This is a genomic window from Leucothrix mucor DSM 2157, assembly GCF_000419525.1.
Taxonomy (GTDB): domain Bacteria; phylum Pseudomonadota; class Gammaproteobacteria; order Thiotrichales; family Thiotrichaceae; genus Leucothrix; species Leucothrix mucor.
In genome coordinates this window covers 4,905,957-4,930,348 of sequence record NZ_ATTE01000001.1, presented here as the reverse complement: position 1 = coordinate 4,930,348, position 24,392 = coordinate 4,905,957, and the positions used below count along the sequence as shown (strand labels likewise).

The window sequence follows — 24,392 nt, the reverse complement described above, 5'->3', positions numbered from 1 at the left end:
CAGATTAGCCCTCAGCTGTTCTACTGTCAAAGTGAGGCGGTTAACCACCTCACTTTGGCATCTGCCGATTTAAGCCTTAATAGTACTCAAGCCGGTATCAAGCGCGTTTAAGATGCGTTGCACATCGCTGCTCGTAATAATTAATGGCGGAGAAACAATAATATTATTCCCCGAGGTTCTAACAATCACGCCATCTTCATAAGCCGCGTCGGCAACCGCTTCCATTGAACCTTTATCCAGAGGTGATTTGCTCTCACGGTCAGCAACCATCTCCAAGCACCCCATTAGGCCGACACCACGCGCATCACCCACTTTGTTATGCTTTGCCATCAATGCTTTCAAACCAGACTGCAGCTCTTCACCCCGCGCAGCGGCGTTTGCAGCCACGTTCAAGCGCTTAGTCTCTGCCAAGGTAGCGACAGCCGCAGCACAACCCACAGGATGCCCTGAATAGGTGTAACCGTGTCCGATAGCGCCCATTGCGTCTTTGTTAGACTCAAAGGCTTCAGCCACTTTGTCATTAATCATGACTGCGCCAACTGGGAAATAAGCGTTACTGATTGCTTTTGCAGTCGCCATCAAATCAGGTTTAACACCCCAATGACGAGAGCCAGACCAAGAACCAGTACGGCCAAACGCAGTGATCACCTCATCGGCAATTAGCAATACACCGTGGCGATCACAAATTTCACGCACCATCGGCATAAAGGTTTCATGCGGCACGATAACGCCACCGGCACCTAGCACTGGCTCCATAATGAACGCAGCAACGGTATCCGCGCCCTGGAATTTAATCTCTTCTTCCAGCAAGGCAGCACACAGCTTGGCAATCTCAACAGGGTCTGTCGTATTGAACGGGTTACGGTAAGTCCACGGGGCAGGAATGTGATAAGTACCTGGCATCAGCGGCTCGTAGTTTCGACGGAAGTTAGAGTTGCCGTTGACCGATGCGCCGCCAAAATGAGTCCCGTGGTAGCCTTTTTTCAAACCGATAAATTTGTAACGGTCTTTATCGCCACGGACTTTATGATACTGACGCGCCAGTCGCAGGCAAGTCTCAACCGAATCAGAACCACCTGAGGTGAAGAACGAACGAGTCATTCCATCTTCTGCAAACCATTCTTTCAAACTGCTGGCCAACTCAAGCACAGGTGCGGTTGTCGTACCACGAAAGGAGGAGTAGTAAGGCATCTGTTGCAGCTGATCGCTGATCGCCTTTTTCACGGGCTCACAGGAGTAGCCCAAGTTCACATTCCACAAGCCCCCCACTGCATCCAACACAGTATGTCCGGTGTTATCGGTTATCTCGACGCCTTCTGCTTTCACAAAAATCCGCGCAGGATTAGCCAATGCATCCGCAGGGTGAGTCATTGGGTGCCAGAAGGACTGGTCGTGTCCGGTCAAGTGCTCGAAACCTGTTGCTTCAGGTAGATTAGTCATGGTGCTCTCCTTCATTAGCCAGCAGCTCAAGCGCCTGTTGATAGCTCGCGGCTGGTTGCATTACGTTAAAATGTACGGTTTGCATACCCACGGCTTCAGCGCCACGGATATTGCGTAATTGGTCATCGACAAACACACAGTGCTCTGCCGCAAGGCCTAAACCATCGGTCACTAATTGATAAGCGCGAGGATCAGGTTTCAGAATTTCGGTATACGTGGCATCGACAATGAGGTCGAAGTCATCCAGAAAAGCGCACTGTTTTCTAAAATCCTTCCCGTAAAACAAATCCAGCTCATTGGATAAAATAGCCAGTTGATAGCCGGCTTTTTTAGCTGCATCGATCGTGGCTAAAAACTCAGGTCGAATCACAGCCATCACATCATTACCCCGCACGGCTTGCACGAATTGCTGCATGGTAGTCCAGTTTTCACCGACCAGTTCGCCGACTTGTTTGGCGCGTGTTAGCCAGTAATCCCGCTCACTGATCTCGTCATTTTGCATGGCTTGCCACAGCGGATCTTGCTCAGGCGCAAACGGCCCGGGCCACGTAAGCGTTCCTCTAGGAACACCCAAGGCTTTTTCACTCAGGTCATGAGTTTCAAAAATGGTACGGGAGATAACTCCACCAAAGTCTAGAACTAACGCAGGGGCTTGGCTCATGCCGCGTGCTCCTCTAACGATGAAATAAAGGACTGATAGCTTGGCGGAATCTTTCCACCAATTGCTTTAGTAATGTATTGCGCTTCAGTAAACAGCGCATTTTGAATGATTTGCTGCAAATCATTCGTCAAGCGTGAGCTGGGAGTCGCCACCGCAATACATCCCATTGGCTTGCCATTTGCATCAAAGTAAGGCGTTGCCATACCCGTGACTTCATTACAGTAAAAGCCACTGGCGACGGCGTAACCTCGCTGGCGTGTCTCAGTAATAATTTGGGTGAGCTTATCTGGGTCGGTAGTCGTCGAATCGGTGTACGCTGATAAGTCGTCCAGTTTGATACCACCAGAGAAAGCCTGAAATACAATGCCGGAAGCCGTTGCATGCAGTGGCAAAATCTCGCCCAACTCTAAATGCGCACGATTACCACGAGCAGGAAAGCTGATGCCAATACTCGACAGATTGCCATTGACCATCAGGCTTCCGTGCGACGTTTCATTGGTGCGCTCCATCAAGCGCGTCAGCGCCGGCTGGATAACAACCTCTAAAGGCATCGTGGCTTCACGAACCTTAGCAAGATGGATAAAACCAATGCCCAAGCGGTACGCTTTAGTCTCAGAGTTTTGCTCAATAAATTGATGATTTTGCAAGGCAACCAGAAAACGTCGTGTCGCCGCCTTATCATAGTTTGCCATTCGCGCCAGCTCGCTTAATCCAATCTCTGGTTGTGAAACGCTGAATAGATTGAGCAGCTTGACAGCCTTGTCGACCGTTTTCATGTGTTCTCCCGTGTTAATCGCTTTATGCAATAAATTATTGACACAAGCGCTTTTTAATTGCAATAATTATTTACACCATCGGTGACAATAGTGAACCGATTGTAATTGAAATAATTCTTTGGAGGATTTACATGCGCAAATTATTATCCGTTGCATTGGCACTTAGCGTGTCTTGCACAGCACTACTGGCTTCAACTGCGGCTGTCGCCGAGTACCCTGAAAAACCGGTCTCCTTTGTGGTGCCTTGGCCACCTGGCGATTTGGAAGATGTTTTGACGCGAATGATTGCAGAAGAATTTCAAAAAGATTATGGCGTTGCAGCCGCTGTCGTAAACAAACCTGGTGGTGGTGGTGGGCCTTTCCCCGGCGCGGTTGAAGTGGCCAAAGCACCAGCAGATGGTTACACCGTAGGCTCATTCATTATTGCGGTTCCAACGATTGGACCACAAATTGGAATTCCCGAGTTAACACCAAACCCATTTGAGCCATTGGGTAATTTCTTTACCTACCCATTTGTTATCGCTGCCGGTAAAGATGCCCCTTACGACGATATTGATGGCTTAGTAGCCTATGCTAAAGACAATGATTTGGCGCTCGGCCACTTTGGTGCACAACTCATTCCAACACGGGTAACACTGGCACTGGCCAAAGAAAAAGGCTTTGAGTTCGGCTCTGACGCGGCATTCGATGACCTGAACTGCAACACTTTAGCCTCGGGTGATGTTGATGTAATGAATACCACTTTGCAGCAAATACTCCCTTGTATAGATGACGTTAAAATCATTGCCTCCATCGGTGCAGAACGCATTCCATTGACGCCCGATGTTCCAACGGTTGCTGAGCTGGTGCCTGAGTTAAACGTCTCATTGTGGAATGGTTTGTTTGTACATAAAGACACCCCTCAGATTGCCCGCGACAAGATCATTGCCTCTGCTAAGAAAGTGATCGCTTCTGATGCGGCAAAAAAACTGGCGGCAGAAACTGGTGCACTAATCTACTGGCAGGATGCAGAAGCTTCTAACAAGCAGATTGAAGCGGACCTTGAAACACTCAAAGTGTTAGACAAAGTACTTGAAGAATAAGTGCTGATTGCCTCTCCCCTATTTGCGTTTGCATCATGCAATACGGGGAGGAACTTCTGCTTAAGAGCTATCGATATAAACTATCTGAGGAACAGCCATGGTTAGAGTGAAGTCCATGCAAGCCCTGTTCAAGCGTGATCGCCGTACTGGAGACTTAGTGTTTGCGGTACTCTTCCTAGTATTCTCCGCCTTGCTGCTCTCCCAACTGGGTGATCAAGTACAGTGGAACAAGCGTGGCAAGATCTTTGCGCAACCAGGATTTTGGCCCATGGTGAGCTTAGTGGGCATGACGTTTTTTGCGCTGCTGCACCTCATTGGTTCAGCCTTGTCACCCCGTATTTATGGCCGCTTAAAAGAGATCGGCTTCTGGCTTAGGTCATTAGAATATGCGGCATGGTTTCTGGCTTATGTTTGGTTAGTGCCGATCATCGGCTACCTGCCAATGACGGTATTATTTATTCCGCTATTGGCTTTTCGTTCGGGCTACCGAGACAAAAAAATACTACTCATCGCAGCATTTATCGGTTTACTCATTGTGTTGATATTCAAGACCTTTCTGGAAGTGAAAATTCCGGGCGGCATGCTCTATGAATATTTACCCGATGCAATCCGTAGCTTCATGCTGATTAATTTTTAGGGGGCGTTATGGACGTTTTTATGGGAGCAATGGATACCTTGCTCCGCTGGGATGTGTTGATCGCTTTACTGATTGGCTCAGTAGGTGGTGTATTGATTGGGGCGATTCCCGGCGTGGGCGCAGCAGTTGCCATTGCCATCTTACTACCCGCCACATTTTCCTTAGAGCCCATTGTCGGTCTAACACTATTACTCGGCATCTATGGCTCATCTATGTATGGTGGCTCCATCCCTGCCATCCTGATTAATACACCTGGCACTGCCGTTAATGCACTCACCACCTACGACGGCTACCCCATGACCAAACGAGGAAAAAGTCGTCGCGCGCTCAGCCTTGCTTACTCCTCCTCATTCATTGGCGGCATACTCTCAATCGTTTGCCTGATACTATTTGCGCCGATTTTAGCCATGATCGCTCCGCACTTTGGTAGCCGTGAGATATTTATGGCGGCACTACTCGGTATTGTTCTGGTGATTTTTGCCCACCGTGGTCAGGTCTTAGCTGCAGGAATGCTCGCCTGCTTCGGTATTTTCCTAAATAGTATTGGCATGGAGCCCATCGGCTACACCCAACGTTACACCTTTGAGCAGACCTGGCTGGCTTCAGGGGTTGATTTGATTGTCGTGATATTGGGCTTATTCGCTCTCTCACAAGCCTTTTTACTGCTCACTGAAAAAGATAGCGCTCCCAAGGCCGTACCCGTAGAAGGTGGCTTGTTTGAAGGCTTAAAAGAGCTTTGGATTTACAAGCGTGTCGCCAGTGTTTCCGCAGGCTTTGGCATATTGATGGGAATGATTCCGGGCGTGGGTGAATTCACCGCTCAGTTTATGTCCTACACCTATGCCCAAAAAACCTCAAAGAATCCTGAGTTATTTGGCAAAGGCTCTCCCGAAGGATTAGTCGCCTCAGAGACTTCAAATAATGCAGTACCGGCTGCCGCCATGATTCCCCTGCTGGCACTGGGTATTCCCGGTGAAGCACTCACCGCCATGATGTTATCAGTGTTTTACGTACACAACGTTATTCCAGGGCCGCAGTTATTCCAGAATCAAATGGACTTTGTAATGGCGCTGTATATCGCCTTATTGCTGCTGAATGTATTAGTGCTGATCTTCCTGATGTTCTCCACCAATATGATTCTACGCATGATTCAAATCCCGACCCGCTTGCTGGGTGTGGTGATACTGGCATTGAGCTTCGTTGGTGTGTACTCGCTGAGAAACTCAGTGACCGACTGCGTGATCGCCGCAGGCTTTGGTGTGTTTGGTTTGGTACTAAAACGCCTGAACCTCCCTATCGTTCCCATTATTCTGGGGATGGTCTTGGGCGGTATTATGGAAGTGAAATTGCGCTCCTCAATGGCTCGCGTAAAAACACCTCTGGACTTTATTGACCGCCCCATCTCCGCAATCATCTTCGGCATTATTGTGCTAGTCATCATCTTACATGTGCGTACCGTGATTAAAGAATACCACGGACACAAAAAGAAAATTCAAAAGGAAGATCAATCGTGACCGCTAACTCACCCGCAGTAGAAACCCTATTAAAGCGCCGCGTACAACGCCTTGGGCCCAATGTCTCAACCTTCTATGAAGAGCCTGTTCACTTAGTCAAAGGTGAAGGCGCTTGGGTTTGGGATAAGGCTGGCAGACGGTATTTAGATTGTTATAACAATGTTGCACATGTCGGACATTGCCACCCCAAAGTGGTCGAAGCAATCTGCCAACAAGCAAACACCCTAAACACGCATACCCGCTATTTACATGAAGGCATCCTCGACTATGCAGACCGTTTAACAGCAACGTTTGCAGAGCCATTTTCCAGTGTGATTATGACCTGTAGCGGCTCTGAAGCTAACGATATTGCATTGCGCATGGCACAGGCGGTAACAGGTAAAACCGGAATTATCGCGACCGACCACACTTATCATGGCAATACCGAAAGCGTGTCTCGCTTAAGCCGCACCAACCCACCCATCGGTGGCGGTGCAGATCGCGTTGCCTATGTTCCGGCACCAGACAGCTATCGCCCCTTAGGTGGTGAAGCCGGCATGGCCCATGCTCACGCTTTTGCCAGTGCGGTTGAGGAAAAAATTGCTGAACTGGAAAGCTCCGGCGTCGGATTTTCAGGAATGATTCTATGCCCATACTTTGCCAATGAAGGCTTTCCAGATCTGCCAATGGGCTGGCTAGCCCCTACCGTGGAGGTTATTCGCAAAGCCGGTGGCGTCATCATTGCCGATGAAGTACAGCCAGGATTTGGCCGCACGGGCACTCATATGTGGGCACACCAACGGATGGGCTTCACACCCGACATCATTACCTTGGGTAAACCCATGGGCAATGGTCATCCGGTTGCAGGCCTGGTGACCTCACCTGAAATTCTTGCCACCTTCCGTAACTCATTCCGCTACTTTAATACCTTCGGTGGTAACCCCGTTTCTTGTGCTGCAGCAATGGCAACGCTGAAAGTCGTACAGGAAGAGCAGCTAATGGAAAATGCCCGGGACGTTGGCGAATATGCCCGACAAGGCTTGTCACAATTAGCTCAAAAGTATGACTGTATCGGTGATGTGCGAGGCTCTGGTTTATTCTTTGGTGCCGAAATGGTGCTGGATAAAGCAAGCAAAGCACCCGCCACAGAATTTACTCAACGCGTGGTCAATGGCATGCGTCAACAGGGCGTACTGATTAACAAACTGGGCATTCATTACAACGTACTCAAAGTCCGCCCACCGATGGTATTTGGGCGGGCAGAAGCCGATGTGTTTTTGCAAACACTGGATGCGGTACTGGCTGTTACACCATTGGAGGCGTAATGGACTCCATCATTCGCCAAGCATTCGTGCGCTGGGGCTGGTCTGAGGAGACGCCCTACTCTTTGCTCGCTGAGCGGGAAAACCGCGTTTATCTCATTAAACCAGCACAAGCAAAGCCCTGTGTTTTACGCCTTCATCGCCAGCAATATCGCAGCGATGCACAGCTAAACTCAGAGCTGCAATGGATGGCTTATCTGGCTGATCAAGGAATGGCAGTGCCTCAGCCGATTACTTCAGTCGCAGGCAGTTTTGGCGAGGTGATTGATGACTGGCAAATTGACTGCCTGAGCCTGCTGGATGGTGTGCCATTAGGCAGTACCGGACAAGCTCTGATACTTGACAAGCGATTGGAAACCTTCCGTAAAATCGGGCAAACCATGGCCCATTTACACCAAGTCACCGACGGTTGGAAGACGCCTAATGGCTTTACCCGACCCGCTTGGGATCAGGATGGCCTAGTCGGAGAAGAGCCGTTATGGGGGCGTTTTTGGGACAATCCACAGCTTTCCAGCGCACAGGCCAAGCAACTAAAAGCCGTTCGAGATAAGGCAGCACAAGTATTGAATGAGCTGGATGGGCAACTGGATTTCGGTCTGATTCACGCTGACATGGTGCGTGAGAATATCTTTTTGAAAGGCGATGACATTCAATTGCTGGACTTTGATGACAGTGGCTACGGGTTTCGCTTATTTGAGGTGGCAACTGCGCTGTTTAAAAATCGCGATGAGCCGGACTACCCTCAGCTGGAGCAAGCCTTAATTGAAGGCTATCAAACGGTGCGACCGCTAGCAACGGAATACTTACCGCTGCTTATGTTATTACGTGCCTGTACCTATGTCGGCTGGGTGGTACCACGCTTGAATGAAGCCGGTGGACTGCAACGCAGTGAGCGTTTTATTAATAATGCCATCGCACTCGCTGAACCATACCTCAGCGAGTAAAACGATTTTCAGGAGGATCTTATGTCAGATAAAACGATTTTAATTGTCGGCACTTACGATACTAAAAACGATGAGCTGGAATACATGGCATCACGCATCAAAGCCATGGGCGGTGGCGTGTTGACCATGGATGTGAGTGTGCTAGGCGACCCTGAGCAGCCAAAGGATATCTCAAAGCATCAAGTCGCCGAAGCCGCTGGTAGCTCCATTCAAGCAGCCATTGATTTCAATAGTGAAAACAAAGCGATACAGATGATGGCCGCCGGTGCCTCCCGATTGGCAGCTGACCTCCTCCGGCAAGGACGCTTCGATGGCATTGTATTCTTAGGCGGCACCATGGCGACAGACTTAGCGTTGGATGTGTGCCAAGCCTTACCACTAGGTATTCCAAAGTATGTGGTTTCAACCGTATCCTTTTCACCGCTAATAGAGCCTGGACGCTTAGCCGCAGATATCCAAATGATTCTCTGGGCGGGTGGATTATATGGATTGAATAGCGTGTGTAAATCCTCCCTAAGCCAAGCAGCTGGTGCAGTATTAGGTGCCGCAAGAGCAGTGGAGCCCTGCACTAATGATCGTCCGGTCGTCGGCATGACATCACTAGGCAGCTCTTGTTTGCGCTATATGAAACGGTTAAAACCTGCACTTGAAGCACGTGGCTTTGAAGTCGCCATTTTTCACTCAACGGGCATGGGCGGTATGGCTTATGAAAGTATCGCGGCCAAAGGCGAATTTGCCTGTGTGATGGATTTCTCCATGCAGGAGCTGAGTAACTTAGTCTTTGGCTCAGTAGTCAACTCAGGCCAGGATCGCTTGTTAAGTGCTGGCCGCGCAGGTACTCCACAACTAGTGGCACCGGGCGCTATCGACCTGATTGATTTTGCGGGCTGGCAAGCCATACCAAAACAGTTTCAGGACCGGCCCTTTCACGCTCACAACCGCTTGATTAAATCATCCGCACTCAATAGCGAAGAACGCAGGCAAACAGCAAGAGAGATGGCTAAGCGCTTATCCGAGTCTGGCGCGCCAACTCACCTCATCTTACCGAACCAAGGCATTGAAGAGTGGGATAAGGAAGGTGGCGATGCTTACGATCCGCAAGGCTTGGCGGCATTCTGTGATGAAATGCGCAAGGCCATTGTGGCTCCCGTTAAAATGACGGAGATAGATGCGCATATCAATGATCAGGCATTTGCCGATACCGCACTTGAAATCTTTGACCAGTGGGTTGCGGACGGCACCATTAAAACCAGCTAATTAGCAGCAATGGGGTCGGTTTAGACCGGCAACCTTATGTATTATCAGTTCATGGACTGCACGCTAGCGGTGCATTAAAACTTCGGGAATGACTATGTTAGATCAACAAAAAATTGACACGCTTCGCCAACAGACGGTTGCCCCTCAGCAGCTATTTATTAACGGTGAATGGCAGGCCGCAAGCAGTGGTCAAACCATGGACGTGATTAGTCCGATTGATGGAACGGTTCTCACTACGATGGCAGATGCTGGCGCAGAGGATGTCGATCGCGCAGTGAAGGCGGCTCGTGAGGTGTTTGAAAAAGGTAGTTGGTCGAAAGCCGCACCTGCCGAACGCAAGAAAGTCATGCTGAAAATTGCTGATTTAATCGAGGCCAATGCACTAGAGCTTGCAGTACTTGGTGTGCGTGATAACGGGACGGAGATTAATATGGCCTACCGTGCAGAGCCTGGCTCTGCCGCTGGGACCATGCGCTTTTATGCAGAATCCATTGATAAGGTGTACGGAGAAATTGCCCCAACCTCTAGCTCAGTGCTGGGTATGATTCACCGTGAACCCGTTGGAGTCGTCGGGGCCATTGTACCGTGGAACTTCCCACTGATGATTGCTGCCTGGAAAATTGCACCCGCACTGGCAACCGGTAATTCCGTGGTACTAAAGCCCTCTGAAACAGCCTCGTTAAGCTTGTTGCGTCTCGCAGAAATCTGTAGCGAAGCAGGGCTACCCGATGGCGTGTTTAACGTGATTACCGGACAAGGTGCTGTATCTGGCGAAGCATTGGGCTTGCACAACGATGTCGATGTATTGGTGTTTACCGGCTCTGGTTTTGTTGGACGTAAGTTACTGGAATACTCAGCACGCTCTAATTTGAAGCGGGTGTATCTGGAACTGGGCGGCAAATCACCCAATATTGTATTTGCAGATACCGCAGATTTAGCGAAGGCAGCCAAAGTTTCCGCAATGGGAATTTTCAGAAACTCAGGCCAAGTCTGCGTGGCAGGATCACGCTTATTAGTCCAGCGCGAAGCGCATGATGAATTTGTCGAGCACTTAGTCGCCGTCGCTCGCCAACTGCGCATCGGAGATCCCTTAAACTTAGCCAGTGATATCGGTGCAGTGAATAGTGCCGTGCAGCTTGAAAAGGACCTATCGTTTGTTGAAAGTGCGGTAAAAGAAGGAGCCAACTTAGTCACTGGCGGCGAGCGCATTCTCACCGAAAGTGGTGGTTACTACATGTCTCCAACCGTGTTTGATGGCGTTAAGTCAACAATGCAGCTGGACAAAGAAGAAGTATTTGGCCCGATACTCGGTGTCGTGAGCTTTGATACAGAAGAGGAAGCGGTACAGCTGGCGAATGCTTCTAACTATGGTTTGGCTTCGGGTGTTTGGACCGATAACTTATCTCGCGCTCATCGCATGATTCGCTCGATTCAAGCAGGCGTGGTGCATGTGAATACCTATGGTGGGCCTGATGTAACCGTGCCGCTGGGTGGAGTTAAGCAGTCGGGCAACGGTGTTGATAAGTCGATGCATGCATTGGACAAATACACCAACCTTAAAACGGCATGGATTCAACTATAACCACGTTGCCGTGGGGTGTTATTTGATTCGGCGAATCATTTCAAGCGCAGCTTGAGTGAGCGAATTGAATAACACCCTGCGGCAGACTGAATAGTTGATTTTAAATTGATAGCTATATATCTATTAGCCACTCATAGGCACATACTGACAGTGTTACGCAGTTCTCAACTGCCCTGAAGCCAGCCTTGTCTGGCCTTAGGTTTATGACATCACAATAGGTGAAATGATTATGAGTAAAGGCCAAGACAGTAAAAAAGACACAAAGAAAGCGCCTCTTTTAACCGCTAAAGAAAAGAAAGCAGCAAAAGCGGCTAAAAAGAAAGGCCCTAAAGGCATCGGCGAGTAAGTACCCGAAGAGCCACCTCGCTTGGGGTGGCTTACTTTAATCTGCTTAGCCTATCCGCCCACTTTCCCTTATCTTTTTCCTGACACTGCTCTTCCGTATCGTAAGCAATCTGGCTGGCGGTATCGCTCATCACCACATCAATTTCAAACAGCTTTTTCTGAATTAAAGCGCCTAGCTCTTGGGCATTATTGCCTGCCAGAAAGCGGCTAAGATTGTCATCCGTATCAAATACACAAACCACCTTCAGACTTCTCGGAAAGTTGGAATAATTCACTAAATGAGTTAACCACTCAAAACCAGTAAACTGTTCCAGAGCGTTCTCGCACACGTCGGTTAGCGCGATGCTGATTTGTTTATCAATTTTCTTATCTGTTTTGCGCATGCTTACGGGCTCGTTTGCTGGTGAATTGCGAAAACCACATTAAGTAACATATTAAATGAATAACGTAATATACTAATAGACGCATTCTCAGGAATGCTGCACTAGCTTATCAAATCTAAACCAAAGGATGGAAATCGTGGACAAGAATATATCAAATGCCTCTTTGAACGCTCAAGTCATTCGCCCGAGCTTCGACCGATCAGCACTCAAGTCCCGTATTGTTCACCTTGGTTTTGGCGCGTTTCACCGTGCTCATCAAGCGTTATATACCAATGAGATGCTTGAAAAAACAAACTCTGATTGGGGAATTTGTGAGATCAGTCTATTTGGTGTCGACCTTATCAAGCAACTTCGCCAGCAAGACCACCTATTCTCAGTATTAGAGAAAGGCAACGACACCATTACCGCCAAAATCAGCGGCTCAGTGATCGAGTCAGTCCATCCCAAACTGGATGGCACACAGGCAGTGCTAGACAAAATGGCAGAGCCACAAGTTGCGATTGTCTCGCTAACCATCACCGAAAAAGGCTACTGTGCAGACTTAAGCACCGGGCGCTTAGACCTCAACAACACCATGATTATTGAAGACTTGGCAGCGCCGCAAAGCCCCAAGTCTGCAATTGGTTATATTGTTGAAGCGCTGAGAATACGTAAAGAGGCATCGCTCAAACCATTTACCGTGATGTCTTGCGACAATGTGCCAGATAACAGCCGCGTCGCAAAGCAAGTCATTCTGGATTATGCCAACCAGCTGGATACCGAGCTTGGCGCATGGATTGAGCAAAACGTGACCTTCCCTTGCACCATGGTCGATCGCATCGTGCCAGCCATCACCGATGACAGCTTTGCCGAGCTCACAGAGCAGCTTGGCGTTAACGACCCTTGCGGCATCGTCTGCGAATCATTCACACAATGGGTGATTGAAGATGACTTCGTGAATGGACGACCGGAGTGGGATGTCGCCGGTGCAACCTTCGTTGAAGACGTTAGGCCTTTTGAAGAAATGAAATTGCGCTTGCTTAACGGCAGTCACTCTTTCTTAGCTTACCTCGGCTATTTGGCGGGCTATCGCTACATTTACGAAACCATGGCGGATGAGGCCTTTCGTAATGCGGCGTTCAAACTCATGACCGATGAGCAAGCAGTGACGCTATCCATGCCAGAAGGCACCGACCTAGCAGCCTACGCCAACTTGCTGATTTCCCGCTTCTCAAATACCAGTATCAAACACGAGACCTACCAGATCGCAACGGATGGCAGCCAGAAGCTACCACAGCGCCTATGCGAATCACTGCGCTTCCACTTAGCCAATAACACACCGACGCCTTGGTTAATTCTTGGTATCGCAGGCTGGATGGTATACGCCGGTGAACAAGATGAGAAAGGCGAGACTATTGTTGTGAAAGACCCAATGCTGGCAGAGTTGCGTGAAGCTTACAATGGCGCGAACACAGCAGAATCAATTGTTCTAGGCTTGCTAGGTATCAGCAAAATCTTTGGCGATGACTTGATTCAAAACAAAACATTGGTTAGCGCACTTACTGAGGCTGTTGACCAATTAAGAACCATTGGCGCTCAAGCTCTTGTCGCTAAAACCCTCCAAAATTAAACCCAGTAACATCACGGAACACTCATGAATTATACAAACAAGCTCGTTCGCTTCCCCCCAAACCGCGTATGGCGCACTTATACCGGCGGCAAGATTCTTGATCAAATGGAGCAAAAAGCGGTTCCGGAAGATACCCATTTTCCTGAGGACTGGATTGGCTCGACTACGCAGGCTGTAAACCCTGACCGCGAACATATCGTAGAAGGCGTTTCTCAAGCAGTGATCGGCGGTGAGACGATTCGTTTTGATGAGCTACTGGCGTTGAACCCCAGTTACTTTTTGGGCGAACAACACACCCAAGCATTCGACTTAAACCCGATGCTACTGGTGAAGTTTTTAGACTCCTCGGTACGCCTGCACTTTCAGGCACACCCGACGGCTGAGTTTGCACGCGAGCATTTGAACAGTAACCACGGCAAGGCTGAAGGCTATTACATATTAGATGTGCGTGAAGGCACTGATCCTTATGTGTATGTTGGTTTTCAGCACCCGCCAAGCCGTGAAGATTTTAAGGAAATGATCGAAACACAAAACATCGATGCGATGGAAGCGTGTTTCGAGAAAATCACCGTAAAACCGGGCGACTGCTTATACATTCCCGGCGGCTCACCTCACGCCATTGGTGAGGGTATTTTGATGGTTGAGATTATGGAGCCCTCTGATTGGGCAGTGCGCTTTGAGTTCTCAAAAGCGGGTTATACCATGCCTGTTGAGTCTCGTTTTATGAAGCGCGATCTTGAGTTCTGCATGGATGTTTTTGACTTCACGCAGCTATCCATTGAGGATGCAAAAAAGAAGTTCTATCAGCAGCCTAAAGTTGAGCGTCAGTACACGAATACGTCGTTTCAAGAGTCATTAATTGATGACAGTGTGACCGATAAATTCCGAGTCAAAAGATCGACGATTTCAGGAGCGGTTGAGAAGGTGGAGAAAGACTTTTACATCGGGATCGTGACCGAAGGCGAATGCAGTATCATGATTGGTGAAGAGACGACTCAGCTTAAGAGGCTTGATCGGTTTTTCTGCCCTGCGGGCGTTGAGATGGCGACGATTGTTTCGGAAGCGGGGGTTCAAATTCTTGAGTGTTATCCGCCAGAAATTAAGTGATAGGAATCTATATTAATAGCGGCAGACAATCAGTAACGACCCAGTAAGACCCTGTAACAGATTCCGTGTAATCTGCCCAAGCGTCACACTAGTTTTAAGTCAGCACGTACTCCACTCGTCTTTTAGTGGAGTACGTGACTGCTTTTATAGCTTCGTCATCAGGCCATTGTTCATGGCAGTTTGATGAGCTGTAGCTTGGCTAGGTACTGCTTAGCGGCTCATGCGTGACTTACCGCCCTTTCCATCTTCTGGCGCACAGGCCAGCGCTCCAACTTGGCCGCTTGGCGCTGCTTTACAAGTCCCGCTCATTTCACCACGTGGTGTTGTGACTGAGCAGGCTTCGCCTTGAGATAAGCTTTCACACGCCGTAAAGGCTTCTGCCGGAGGGGTTCTTCCGCCGCCTTTGCCGCCACGCTCACCGCCCTCGTCATTGGTCGCGCAGGCAGTGACAAACAGTGTTAGCGCGAGTGTGAGCATTAGCTTGTTAGTGTGTTTCATTATTTGTTCTCTGTTAGTTATCGTTCCAGAGACTTTGCACGCCAATAATGAATCGCATAAGGAGAAGTCATGAAGAAACTATGGAGAATGACTTCACAAGCTGTCCGTCGCTATAAACGGCTGAGATCAATCTGTCGCTGTTGCTTCAATTTCAATCATCAAACTTGGCAGCGCAAGTCGAGTCACACCCACTAAGGTCATCGGCGGCGCAATACCTAGAGGTCCAAAGCGCATACCCAGTAAATCAAAGTTCTTCATCGCCTCATCCATGTCAGTCACGTAAATATTTAGCTTCACCACATTCGCAAGGCTCATATCCGCAGCCACTAGCACGGCTTCCAGGTTTTCCAGTGCAAGTTGTACCTGCCCTCTCATATCATCGGTGTGCTGAGGGTTGCCTTCGTCATCAACCGACGTCTGGCCTGCGCAGATTAATTGGCGGCTGCCACCTTCCAATATTTCGCCTTGGTTATAGCCGACTTTTTGTGACCATGCCCATGGGTTTACTGGTGTTCTGTGAAGTGTTTGCTTGCTCATTGTGCTTATCCTCTAAATGCCGGTGTTCAGTATGATTCCGATGAAACCCACTTTAGAGGACACTCCTGACAACAGTGTGTCAGGAGAGAATTAGGAGCTTGCCCATTTATCGCTAAGCTCAGCGACTAGCTTTTTCATAACCGACTGTAAAAGCGTGTTATCGCTACTGGCACCCGAGGCAAACTGAAGTAGCCAGCGACCAAAGTAATCCAGATACGGCGTGACAAAAGTCATCTCCACGCCCTCCTCAAGCTCGCGCTCACGAACGATACCGAAGCGATAACGCTGCTCTCCCACAAATCGAGCCGCCTCAAAGGAGAACACCACGACAATCTCATGCAAGTCTTTGGAAGATTCGCGCTCCAGATATTCCTGAAGTGATTCGTGCTCCCTGCGCACAAATTGCTCGGGCTTCAGGGTGAGTGTTTTGATTCGGTCCAGCCGGAAGTCACGATAGTCTTCACGTAGCCTGCACCAAGCAATCAGATGCCAATTATCGTTGTAATAATAAAGCCCAATCGGCTCCAGTTCGCGGGTGGTTGCCGCCAAGGAAGAGCCGGCCTCATAGCCAATCACCACGACTTGAGATCGGGATAAAGACGCACGACACTCAGGCAACCACGTATCCTGCTCTAAGGCATCCTCCGAGGTTGTCGGTTTAAATACCGCAATGGAATTGTCGATGGCATTGAGATAATGCTGATCTTCAGACTCCATTACCGAGCGAATTTTATCCAGCGCCGTTCTGTATTCTTCACTCGTCGCGGCATCGACCCGGCTTTCCAGCATTTTAGCGCCAAATAGTAGAGAAGCACCTTCTTCACGGGTAAAAGCTACGGGTGGTAAGCGATAGGATTTTTCCAGGAAATAGCCGACGCCCGCTTCCGCGCCAATAGGCACACCGGCGTTCTCAAGCGAGCGTAAATCTCGGTAGACCGTGCGCTCAGAGACTTCAAAACGGGTGGCTAACTCTTTTGCAGTCACTACTGATTTGGTTTGTAGGTAGATTAGGATTGAGGTGACTCGGTCGAATTTTTTCATTGGTGGATTACGCTTGCTCTACTTCAAAGCCCACAATATTCCGATCGACCTTGCTAAACTCGACGCCAATTAAGTGAATAGGCTGATCTAAGTCACGATACTTATCCGCGTATTGCTTGTCTTTGATTTGCTGCAGTGCGTTACCTTTAGGCGCTAACTCCACAACTTTAAACTCGAATAAATAGACCTGATTATTGAATTTCAGCGTCATGTCCAAGCGGCCATGGTTAGTGCAATCTTCAACCTTTACATCCAAACCCAACGCCGCAAAATAAGAGTAAAACACGCTGGCATAAAAGCCTTCGAAACTTTGAATGTCGTTGCTGGTATACCAATGATGAGGGATGCTGGCAAAGAAAGCATGGAAGATGGTTTTCAGTGCATCAAAGTCGTTAACTAATAAGGCTTTGTACAGTCGCCCACTCTGCATGGCTTGTTCGGATGGGTTTCTCACCATCACCGATAACAAGCTTTCGTTTAAGCTTTTATAGACTTCACGGTTCGGATATCCGAGGGTATAGAAGGTTGTATCGCCTAAGCGCTCGGTGAACTTAATCGTCAAATAGCCGGTTTGAAACAGCAACGCCTCGGTAATGATTTGCTCAACATCGAAACTGGATAACATCGTGCTGCTGCTAAACATATTATCCAACTGCAATGACCTAACCTGACGCTCAAACAGTAAATCCACCAAGAACGTTGGCGTACCGGTTTCAAACCAATAGTTGTCAAACTCACGCTTATCAAACAGTTGCAGAATATCAAACGGGTTATAAACGCCCTCCCCCAGCCAGTTGTAGCCATTGTACCAATCACGAATGGCAGTACGATCCAGCCCTGCTAGTTCAGGCTCGAAAATAGTATCAATATCGTTATCTGTGTAGCCGCACAGCGTTGAGTATCGAGCATCCAGCGTGATGTCTTTCAGATTGTTTAAACCAGAAAACAAACTGACCTTGGAAAACTTACTCACGCCGGTTAAAAAAGTAAACTTGATGTGCGCGTCAGCGTCTTTAATCGTGCCATAAAAACCGCGCAGGAAGTCACGGTTTTCGCGAGCAAGGACCGGGTCATGTAGCGCATCTAAAATGGGTTTGTCGTATTCATCCACCAACACAACAGCCGGCTGCCCGGTTCGTTTTTGCGCATGAACAATCAAGGCCTTTAAACGACCGGAAGCCGTACCATAAATGGTGGGAACCTCATACGCTTGCTCCAATACATCCAATTGTTCAAACAGTGTTTTTTCGGTTTGACCTTGCTCGGCATAATGGCCACCGCTGAAGGTAAAGCGCAACACGGGGTATTTGACCGACCAATCCCATTGATCATGCACCGCCAAGCCTTGAAACAAGGGCTCGTTGCCTTCGAACAACTCTTTCAGGGTATCTAAAAATAAGCTTTTACCAAATCGACGCGGGCGGGACAGGAAGTAGTGAGAACCTCCGTCAATCAAATCCAAAGCCAGTGCCGTTTTATCAACGTAGTAATAATCATCACTACGGACCTTAGCGAAGGATTGAATGCCGATGGGTAATTTACGTCGCTTCATGATGGTTCAGTGCGTAGGAGGTTAGAGTATTGAGTTTAGCATGGAATCTAAGATGACAAGAGCACCACAATAAACATGACACGATCCTCATTGCCCTGTGGCCGTAATACCATTCTGATAATCACATTCGCAGGAATATGCGTCTCTCACCCAATAGTACTGATAATGATGCATTTATAATTTGTAAAAATTTGTTACCATAATCCCACTCATCTGATGGCAACTCTTGTAACATTTAGTAGCTAGTCTCCCAAGCGTCACTTGGCTAGAAGCACTTTTTGTCAGACTATCTATGATGGTCACATCGAAACCGTCAGATAAAACGATTACAGGGGAAATACCCCAAAACACTTACAGTTTTCACATAGAGGGAAGGAAACATGACTCAACCAACAATTGGATTTATTGGCCTTGGCTTAATGGGCGCAGCAATGGTCGGACGCTTACAAGACAAAGGCTATTCACTCACCGTAATGGGCAACGTATCCCGCCCAAGAATTGACGCAGCCGTTGCAGCTGGCGCTACTGAAGCAAGCACCGGACGCGCCGTAGCCGAAGCCAGCGATATCGTCATGTTATGCATGGATACCTCCGCGTCAGTCGAAGGCCGTATGCGTGGCGAAGATGGCGTTATCAACGGCCTAAAACCTGGCACCGTAGTGATCGACTTTGGAACCTCACTCCCCGCCTCCACAAAAGCATTAGGCGAAGAAGTTGCCGCCGCTGGCGGAACCTATCTGGACGGCCCATTAGGCAGAACCCCAGCCCATGCGGTCGATGGCTTACTCAATATTATGTGCTCCGGCGACAAAGCCGCTTTCGAGAAAATTCGCTCGGTATTGGAAGATTTAGGCGAAAATGTATTCCACTTGGGCGAGCTAGGCTCAGGAAATACCATCAAACTAATTAACAACTTCTTCGGAATGACAACCGCAGGCGCGATGGCCGAAGCCTTTGCAATGGCAGACCAAGCCGGCGTATCCCGCGAAGCACTGTATGACGTCATGGCAGCAGGCCCATTGCGCTCCGCCATGATGGATTTCGTAAAAGCTTATGGTGTCGACGGCGACTCAACCAAACTAGGCTTCTCAATTCGCAACGCATCAAAAGACGTCGGCTATTACCGCCAAATGTCACTTGATCTGGGCGTTGAATCAACCATGTCAACCAGCACCAACAAAGCATTCTCCACCGCCGTTGAGCAGGGGATGGGCGATAACATGGTGTCCGAAATGGTCGATTTCTTTGTAAAGGATATGACTAAGTAAACCGCCATAAAGTGCCTTAGCCAAGCTTTTGTCGCTAAGGCACTTCCCCGTCATTTATTCATACCGAGGCTGCACCACTGGCCCTATAAGAAATACCATCACCCTCCCCAACCGCTAAGATAATGCTGATTGTTGTCGCTGGGCTTTATTTAATTCCGCGAATCATTTCAAGCGCAGCTTGAGTGAGCGAATTGAATAAAGCCCAGCGACAACCTGCTATCTAAAGCAACCCATCAACCTTTGCGGCGCAAATAAAATCATTCTCCGACAAACCATCCACCGCATGCGTAGTAAACGTAATATCGCAATAGCCATACCCAAAGCTCACATCCGGATGATGCCCTTCTTTCTCCACCAACCAAGCCATGGCATTCACAAACAAAACCACTTTTGCAAAGCCCTTAAACTTCACCGCTCGCGTGATCGATTTATTATCCTCGGCAATCACCCAGTCCTCATGCAACTGCGCCGCAAATGCCTTCGTTTCTTCACGCGATAACATCGGAACGCCACCTTCACATGGCACGCATTTTCCCTGACTTAAATCACAAACCTGACTCATATTAATTTCCTCTTCTCTAGTGTAATTAGTGCTTAATTAGCTGGCCGCTTTCACAGGATACAATGGCGCATGCAGCCCAAGCGCTCGGGCTTGCTCAATCGCAGCAAACAGGTCTTGCTTACTAAGCTCCAGCAATTGCTCCATCGACTCCAGCACATAATAAATTGGCTGATGAATATCAATGCGGTACGGTGTACGCAACACCTCAATCAAATCAAATGGCTTGCGAATTGCCGCTTTGCTTTCGACCGAATACGACAACTCACTAAACGATGAAATAAGTCCCGCGCCCAGCGCTTTATCGTTTAACAAACCAAACTCCACGGTAAACCAGTAAATGCGTGCAATCCACACATACTGGCTTTTATCCGCCTGCTGGCCAAGTAAGCCAATGCTATGGGTAAATTCGGCAAAGTGTGGGTCGCTTAGCAGTGGCGTATGCCCAAATATTTCATGAAAAATATCCGGCTCTTGTAGGTAGTCTAATTCTTGGCGGGACCGAATAAATGACGCGGCAGGAAACACCTTATTCGCCAACATATCAAAGAACGTTTTGAAGTCGATCAAGGCTGGGACTGGAGCCACTTTCCAACCTGTTTTGGCGATTAGGCGCTCGGTAATGGCGGCGCATTGCGGAATCTGATCCAAGGGTAAATCCAGCTTAGCCAGCGCGTCGATATACTCTGGACAAGCATACTGCTCCACCAAGGGCATCTGCCGCTGAATTAAGATTTTCCAGGTCTCATTTTCAACCGCATCGTACTGAATACAGCCGCTAGCGTCGGGCTGTTTAGCAACGTACTGACTGAGTTTAGCCACTTTTTTATCCTCCCCTCATCGCGAATGATTCTCAGTATATTTAAATATTAGGGATAGCTTATTGCGTAATAGTTCTTGATCGACTACTAATTAGAAAGGATATTTCTAAATAGAGCGATGAGGGGACAGAATCTTGCTAGATAAATTTGATAAGGCGATTATCGCGATATTGCAGCAGAATGCGCGCATCACTAACCAAGACCTTGCCGATCAGGTGAATTTGTCGACTGCGCCCTGTTGGCGGCGGGTTAAGCGGTTAGAAGATTTAGGGATTATTAAACAGTATGTTGCACTGCTCGACCCCGCCAGCGTTAACCTCAATACCTTAGCCTATATCGAGGTGTCGCTCACCGATCACACCGAAGCCACCATGCGCTCATTTGATGAATTTATAGAAAGCACGCCGGAGGTATTGGAGTGCTACTCCGTCAGCGGCAGTTATGACTATTTGCTGCGGGTATTGGTCAAAGATAACCTGACGCTGGAAAGCTTTTTAATGAAGCAATTACTCGGCCGAAATATCGTCAAAGCAAGCAATACCTTCTTTGCGCTAAAGCAAAAAAAGTACACCACACAGTTAGTCGCACAGGATTGATCAAGTCTGTGACACTCAACATCCAAACCCTGTGAGCCATTAGTAATCATCACAATTCCCAGCACGTCCTTTATTTAATATTCGCGCTCGTTCGTCGGGTATTCAATGGGAAGCTTCAGCCACAAACGCTATCTTGCGCAGAGGTGAGCCTGCAGGTTCACAACGATATGGATGCCGGTCATTCCTCACGATACCAATCAAAAAACCGGCTTTTCAATGTTAATGCACAGGGACACAGTGCGGCACTTCCGGGCAAGTCATGGCGGACTCCGGATGTGCAATCAAGGATAGCAGTAAGATGACTAAAACTAATAAAAGACGCTTCACACTCAAACGATTTCTTGGATTTTCACTACTTAATTTAGCGCTTTCAATCAGCCTGAGCGCGCATGCCGCGTTAACGGACTTTAGCGCAGAGCAGCAAGCCAGTTACCAAACCATTGCGGCAGCACTTAGTGTGGTAAATAACGCGCCACACAGCGCAGACTCCATTAGCGAGCAAACCTATTGGATAGATGCAACCAACGGCATTGATGACCCCAGCCGAACCGGCCAAATTGACCAGCCTTGGAAGTCGATTACGTGGGCCATGAACAATGTTCCCTATGATATCCAATCCGCGAATATTGTCGTCCGCGGAGGCGTTTATGCACCGGCCGTTTTGTATATTGGCGAAGAGCGTGGCGGGGATGCCAGTGCCTCATCACCTTTCAACTTAATCGCGTTTCCCGATGAAAACGTAATGTTAGATGGGGCCAATGTCGCTGAGAATGGCGCACTAATTTCAATTGCGGGCACGGCGAATGTCACGATCTCCGGCTTTGAGCTGAGCAATATTAGTGGCGCTGGCAAGTCAGGGATTTACATCAATAACTCCAGCCTGATAACACTCTCGGGCAATGAAATTCGTAATTCTCAATGGACCACTAACGCAGAAGATGCCGCCTATCCTACCCTATCCGATCGCTTTAATGGCATTGCCGTGGTGGGCGACAGTTACGACATCACGATTGAGAATAATAACCTACACGACCTAGTCACCGGCTATGGCGAGCCGATTCTCGTGTTAGCGCCTGCGCTGGCAACCCTCAGCGGCAATACCCTGCAAGATAACGATGCGGATGTGTTTGAAAATCAGCAGTATTACGTCAGCACCGATGGCGATGATGACGCCGGTATCGGAAGCTTGGATAAGCCATGGAAAACAATCCACAAAGCCTTATTTAGTATTCCTCATGCCGAAGATAATGCAACGATCAATATTCGCGCCGGTACGTATCAAATCCCGACTGCGCTGTATTTTGAAGCTTTACGGGGCGGCTCAAGCGGTAAATATTTTACGGTACAAGCTTATAACGATGAGTCTGTCGTGATTGATGGTGGCTTATTAGATCAGCCATTTAGCGCCATGGCTTCCTTTAGCTCAGCGGCTTATGTGCGACTTAAAGGGCTGACCTTTACCAATTTATACGGGCCAAAGTCAGCCATTTATATGGAAGGCAGTAGCCACCATATCGAGCTAATCAATAACACATTGCACGGCATGAGTTGGGCCGATGAAGCCTCGGAAGATGAAACCAAACCGCTACCTTCAGACAACTTAAACCCGATTGCAGTGATTGGAAATAATCCTGAGCAAGCCATGCACAATATCGTGATTCGCGGTAATCAGCTGTATGACATTGTGCCGGGGTACAGCGAAGGCATTAAAATTGTCGGCAATGTGACGGACTTTCTGGTTGAGCAAAATACCATCCGCGAGATCGCGAATATCGGCATTGTGGCGGCGGGTAATTACACCTGGGTTAAAGATGCTAACGGCGTGCAGATTCCGGATGCCGTAAACCATGCACGTGATGGCATTATCCGTAAAAATACCGTGAGCTATGCCGTTTCTCCGGTGGCTAACTCGGCCGGAATTTACTTGGATGGTGCGCATAATGTATTGGTTGAGCACAATATCTCCCACCATAACTCGGTTGGCTTTTCAGTGGGTTGTGAGCAGCCGGGAACCACGCAAAACAATACCATTCGCTACAATGTCGCTTATGAAAATGACGATGCTGGGTTGGTTGTCGGCACCATTCACGCTGGCGCAGCTGTGAGCAATACCACGATTGAGTTTAATGAGTTTAAGCAAAACTACCAAAATGGCGAATGGGGTGGCGAGCTGACCATCCAACAGGCCGATGGCTTATCGATTCAGAATAACTTGTTTGTCTCGCGCTCTGATCTGATGCTGATTGCAGCGGCAAATGCCACGGATTTAACGATTGATAACAATCTGTACTTTGGTGCATCTGCAAATGCCGATTCGGCTATTTTTGACTGGGGCGGGATTACGGGTACGTCTTATGTTGGCTTGTCGAACTTTCAGGAAGCAACCGGTTATGACAGCAACAGTTTGTATCAGGATGCCGATAGCATTAGCTACTTAGAAGAGTTAGCTGAGCAAGCAGCAAACAATGCGGGAATGGAGGCCTGCAACACTGCTAAACAGCGACACGCTCATGGCCATAAGCATCACAACAAGAAGAATCACCATAAAGGCAAAAGTCGCAAACTGGGACATCACAAAACAGGTGCGGCGAATGCGACTTGTAATACTAAAACTAGCTCCGAAAGCGATACCCATGAGCGCGAGCCCCCTCATAAGTCAAAGCACTCTAAGCATCAACACCAAGGGCGTGACTCAAAGGAACACAAGCACGCTGATAAACACGGTAAACATACTAACAAGCACAGCACGAAACGCAGTAAGCATAAATACTATTAAGCTGCATAACGGCCAGATCATCCGCATGCATTTGTGATGCTGGCCGTTTAAATCAGTTAATAATGATCATGTTCAACAAGTTAGCAAATAGTGTCCTATAGTTATT

22 protein-coding genes are annotated in these 24,392 nt (G+C 48.5%); 12 read left to right on the top strand and 10 right to left on the bottom strand.

Features of this window, described 5'->3' with window-relative positions; all coding sequences use genetic code 11:
* Window positions 1-69 precede the first annotated feature (69 nt).
* From LEUMU_RS0122615 to LEUMU_RS27365, 3 genes are read right to left on the bottom strand one after another with little or no spacing between them, the layout of a single operon-like run.
* Window positions 70-1,440: an aspartate aminotransferase family protein gene (locus LEUMU_RS0122615; protein ID WP_022954578.1), complete on the bottom strand. Its 1,371-nt coding sequence runs from the start codon at window positions 1,438-1,440 to the stop codon at window positions 70-72.
* On the bottom strand, window positions 1,433-2,101 hold the full coding sequence (locus LEUMU_RS0122610; protein ID WP_022954577.1) for an HAD-IA family hydrolase: 669 nt from the start codon (window positions 2,099-2,101) through the stop codon (window positions 1,433-1,435). Before LEUMU_RS0122610 ends, LEUMU_RS0122615 begins: the two co-directional genes overlap by 8 nt.
* Window positions 2,098-2,877 (bottom strand): IclR family transcriptional regulator, encoded by a 780-nt coding sequence (locus LEUMU_RS27365; protein ID WP_022954576.1) that lies wholly within the window; start codon window positions 2,875-2,877, stop codon window positions 2,098-2,100. Before LEUMU_RS27365 ends, LEUMU_RS0122610 begins: the two co-directional genes overlap by 4 nt.
* 131 nt (window positions 2,878-3,008) lie before the next feature.
* Between LEUMU_RS27365 and LEUMU_RS0122600 the strand changes: the two genes are divergently transcribed.
* The 7 genes from LEUMU_RS0122600 to LEUMU_RS0122570 all read left to right on the top strand — a co-directional run bounded on the left by LEUMU_RS0122600 (window position 3,009) and on the right by LEUMU_RS0122570 (window position 11,194).
* The gene (locus LEUMU_RS0122600; protein ID WP_022954575.1) at window positions 3,009-3,959 is read left to right on the top strand and encodes a tripartite tricarboxylate transporter substrate binding protein; all 951 of its coding nucleotides are present in this window, start codon (window positions 3,009-3,011) and stop codon (window positions 3,957-3,959) included.
* 97 nt (window positions 3,960-4,056) lie between these two features.
* Window positions 4,057-4,596: a tripartite tricarboxylate transporter TctB family protein gene (locus tag LEUMU_RS0122595; RefSeq protein ID WP_022954574.1), complete on the top strand. Its 540-nt coding sequence runs from the start codon at window positions 4,057-4,059 to the stop codon at window positions 4,594-4,596.
* 8 nt (window positions 4,597-4,604) lie between these two features.
* Window positions 4,605-6,110: a tripartite tricarboxylate transporter permease gene (locus tag LEUMU_RS0122590; RefSeq protein ID WP_026745044.1), complete on the top strand. Its 1,506-nt coding sequence runs from the start codon at window positions 4,605-4,607 to the stop codon at window positions 6,108-6,110.
* Complete coding sequence (locus LEUMU_RS0122585; protein ID WP_022954572.1) at window positions 6,107-7,414, top strand: aspartate aminotransferase family protein; 1,308 nt, start codon at window positions 6,107-6,109, stop codon at window positions 7,412-7,414. The genes LEUMU_RS0122590 and LEUMU_RS0122585 overlap by 4 nt, the downstream gene beginning before the upstream one ends.
* Window positions 7,414-8,355: a phosphotransferase enzyme family protein gene (locus LEUMU_RS0122580; protein ID WP_022954571.1), complete on the top strand. Its 942-nt coding sequence runs from the start codon at window positions 7,414-7,416 to the stop codon at window positions 8,353-8,355. The genes LEUMU_RS0122585 and LEUMU_RS0122580 overlap by 1 nt, the downstream gene beginning before the upstream one ends.
* 21 nt (window positions 8,356-8,376) lie before the next feature.
* Window positions 8,377-9,612: a Tm-1-like ATP-binding domain-containing protein gene (locus tag LEUMU_RS0122575; RefSeq protein ID WP_022954570.1), complete on the top strand. Its 1,236-nt coding sequence runs from the start codon at window positions 8,377-8,379 to the stop codon at window positions 9,610-9,612.
* 94 nt (window positions 9,613-9,706) lie between these two features.
* Entirely contained in the window at window positions 9,707-11,194 is a 1,488-nt protein-coding gene (locus LEUMU_RS0122570; RefSeq protein WP_022954569.1) for an aldehyde dehydrogenase, read from the top strand.
* Window positions 11,195-11,571: 377 nt separating this feature from the next.
* On the opposite strand, the gene LEUMU_RS0122560 is transcribed toward LEUMU_RS0122570, so the two are convergent.
* Window positions 11,572-11,922, bottom strand: a complete 351-nt coding sequence (locus LEUMU_RS0122560; protein WP_022954567.1) for a hypothetical protein — start codon at window positions 11,920-11,922, stop codon at window positions 11,572-11,574.
* 136 nt (window positions 11,923-12,058) lie between these two features.
* On the opposite strand from LEUMU_RS0122560, the gene LEUMU_RS0122555 reads away from it, so the two are divergent.
* Together LEUMU_RS0122555 and LEUMU_RS0122550 are read left to right on the top strand one after the other, a co-directional pair.
* Window positions 12,059-13,531 carry a mannitol dehydrogenase family protein gene (locus LEUMU_RS0122555; protein WP_211223054.1) on the top strand — a complete coding sequence of 491 codons (1,473 nt, stop codon included), beginning with the start codon at window positions 12,059-12,061 and terminating at the stop codon, window positions 13,529-13,531.
* A gap of 24 nt (window positions 13,532-13,555) precedes the next feature.
* The gene (locus LEUMU_RS0122550; RefSeq protein WP_022954565.1) at window positions 13,556-14,638 is read left to right on the top strand and encodes a class I mannose-6-phosphate isomerase; all 1,083 of its coding nucleotides are present in this window, start codon (window positions 13,556-13,558) and stop codon (window positions 14,636-14,638) included.
* A gap of 210 nt (window positions 14,639-14,848) precedes the next feature.
* Here LEUMU_RS0122550 and LEUMU_RS27360 read toward each other — a convergent pair whose 3' ends face one another.
* The 4 genes from LEUMU_RS27360 to LEUMU_RS0122530 all read right to left on the bottom strand — a co-directional run bounded on the left by LEUMU_RS27360 (window position 14,849) and on the right by LEUMU_RS0122530 (window position 18,266).
* Window positions 14,849-15,136: a hypothetical protein gene (locus LEUMU_RS27360; RefSeq protein ID WP_022954564.1), complete on the bottom strand. Its 288-nt coding sequence runs from the start codon at window positions 15,134-15,136 to the stop codon at window positions 14,849-14,851.
* Window positions 15,137-15,262: 126 nt separating this feature from the next.
* Window positions 15,263-15,673 carry a RidA family protein gene (locus LEUMU_RS0122540; RefSeq protein ID WP_022954563.1) on the bottom strand — a complete coding sequence of 137 codons (411 nt, stop codon included), beginning with the start codon at window positions 15,671-15,673 and terminating at the stop codon, window positions 15,263-15,265.
* Between the two features lie 90 nt (window positions 15,674-15,763).
* Window positions 15,764-16,714 carry a helix-turn-helix transcriptional regulator gene (locus LEUMU_RS0122535; protein ID WP_022954562.1) on the bottom strand — a complete coding sequence of 317 codons (951 nt, stop codon included), beginning with the start codon at window positions 16,712-16,714 and terminating at the stop codon, window positions 15,764-15,766.
* A gap of 7 nt (window positions 16,715-16,721) precedes the next feature.
* A complete protein-coding gene (locus LEUMU_RS0122530; protein WP_022954561.1) occupies window positions 16,722-18,266 on the bottom strand; it encodes an ATP-binding protein in 1,545 nt (514 codons plus the stop codon).
* A gap of 380 nt (window positions 18,267-18,646) precedes the next feature.
* Here LEUMU_RS0122530 and LEUMU_RS0122525 point away from each other — a divergent pair, with 380 nt between their 5' ends.
* Window positions 18,647-19,534: an NAD(P)-dependent oxidoreductase gene (locus tag LEUMU_RS0122525; RefSeq protein WP_022954560.1), complete on the top strand. Its 888-nt coding sequence runs from the start codon at window positions 18,647-18,649 to the stop codon at window positions 19,532-19,534.
* Between the two features lie 220 nt (window positions 19,535-19,754).
* Here the strand turns inward: LEUMU_RS0122525 and LEUMU_RS0122520 are convergent, their stop codons facing one another.
* On the bottom strand, window positions 19,755-20,096 hold the full coding sequence (locus LEUMU_RS0122520) for a 4a-hydroxytetrahydrobiopterin dehydratase (RefSeq protein ID WP_022954559.1): 342 nt from the start codon (window positions 20,094-20,096) through the stop codon (window positions 19,755-19,757).
* 36 nt (window positions 20,097-20,132) lie between these two features.
* On the bottom strand, window positions 20,133-20,915 hold the full coding sequence (gene phhA, locus LEUMU_RS0122515; RefSeq protein ID WP_022954558.1) for a phenylalanine 4-monooxygenase: 783 nt from the start codon (window positions 20,913-20,915) through the stop codon (window positions 20,133-20,135).
* 133 nt (window positions 20,916-21,048) lie between these two features.
* On the opposite strand from phhA, the gene LEUMU_RS0122510 reads away from it, so the two are divergent.
* Entirely contained in the window at window positions 21,049-21,510 is a 462-nt protein-coding gene (locus LEUMU_RS0122510) for an Lrp/AsnC family transcriptional regulator (RefSeq protein ID WP_022954557.1), read from the top strand.
* Between the two features lie 298 nt (window positions 21,511-21,808).
* Window positions 21,809-24,286: a right-handed parallel beta-helix repeat-containing protein gene (locus LEUMU_RS0122505; protein WP_022954556.1), complete on the top strand. Its 2,478-nt coding sequence runs from the start codon at window positions 21,809-21,811 to the stop codon at window positions 24,284-24,286.
* Window positions 24,287-24,392 lie beyond the last annotated feature (106 nt).

Coding starts and splice junctions, on each gene's coding strand:
- LEUMU_RS0122615 (WP_022954578.1), bottom strand. CDS start 1,440: ATGACTAATCTACCTGAAGCAACAGGTTTCGAGCACTTGACCGGACAC.
- LEUMU_RS0122610 (WP_022954577.1), bottom strand. CDS start 2,101: ATGAGCCAAGCCCCTGCGTTAGTTCTAGACTTTGGTGGAGTTATCTCC.
- LEUMU_RS27365 (WP_022954576.1), bottom strand. CDS start 2,877: ATGAAAACGGTCGACAAGGCTGTCAAGCTGCTCAATCTATTCAGCGTT.
- LEUMU_RS0122600 (WP_022954575.1), top strand. CDS start 3,009: ATGCGCAAATTATTATCCGTTGCATTGGCACTTAGCGTGTCTTGCACA.
- LEUMU_RS0122595 (WP_022954574.1), top strand. CDS start 4,057: ATGGTTAGAGTGAAGTCCATGCAAGCCCTGTTCAAGCGTGATCGCCGT.
- LEUMU_RS0122590 (WP_026745044.1), top strand. CDS start 4,605: ATGGACGTTTTTATGGGAGCAATGGATACCTTGCTCCGCTGGGATGTG.
- LEUMU_RS0122580 (WP_022954571.1), top strand. CDS start 7,414: ATGGACTCCATCATTCGCCAAGCATTCGTGCGCTGGGGCTGGTCTGAG.
- LEUMU_RS0122575 (WP_022954570.1), top strand. CDS start 8,377: ATGTCAGATAAAACGATTTTAATTGTCGGCACTTACGATACTAAAAAC.
- LEUMU_RS0122570 (WP_022954569.1), top strand. CDS start 9,707: ATGTTAGATCAACAAAAAATTGACACGCTTCGCCAACAGACGGTTGCC.
- LEUMU_RS0122560 (WP_022954567.1), bottom strand. CDS start 11,922: ATGCGCAAAACAGATAAGAAAATTGATAAACAAATCAGCATCGCGCTA.
- LEUMU_RS0122550 (WP_022954565.1), top strand. CDS start 13,556: ATGAATTATACAAACAAGCTCGTTCGCTTCCCCCCAAACCGCGTATGG.
- LEUMU_RS27360 (WP_022954564.1), bottom strand. CDS start 15,136: ATGAAACACACTAACAAGCTAATGCTCACACTCGCGCTAACACTGTTT.
- LEUMU_RS0122540 (WP_022954563.1), bottom strand. CDS start 15,673: ATGAGCAAGCAAACACTTCACAGAACACCAGTAAACCCATGGGCATGG.
- LEUMU_RS0122535 (WP_022954562.1), bottom strand. CDS start 16,714: ATGAAAAAATTCGACCGAGTCACCTCAATCCTAATCTACCTACAAACC.
- LEUMU_RS0122530 (WP_022954561.1), bottom strand. CDS start 18,266: ATGAAGCGACGTAAATTACCCATCGGCATTCAATCCTTCGCTAAGGTC.
- LEUMU_RS0122525 (WP_022954560.1), top strand. CDS start 18,647: ATGACTCAACCAACAATTGGATTTATTGGCCTTGGCTTAATGGGCGCA.
- LEUMU_RS0122520 (WP_022954559.1), bottom strand. CDS start 20,096: ATGAGTCAGGTTTGTGATTTAAGTCAGGGAAAATGCGTGCCATGTGAA.
- LEUMU_RS0122505 (WP_022954556.1), top strand. CDS start 21,809: ATGACTAAAACTAATAAAAGACGCTTCACACTCAAACGATTTCTTGGA.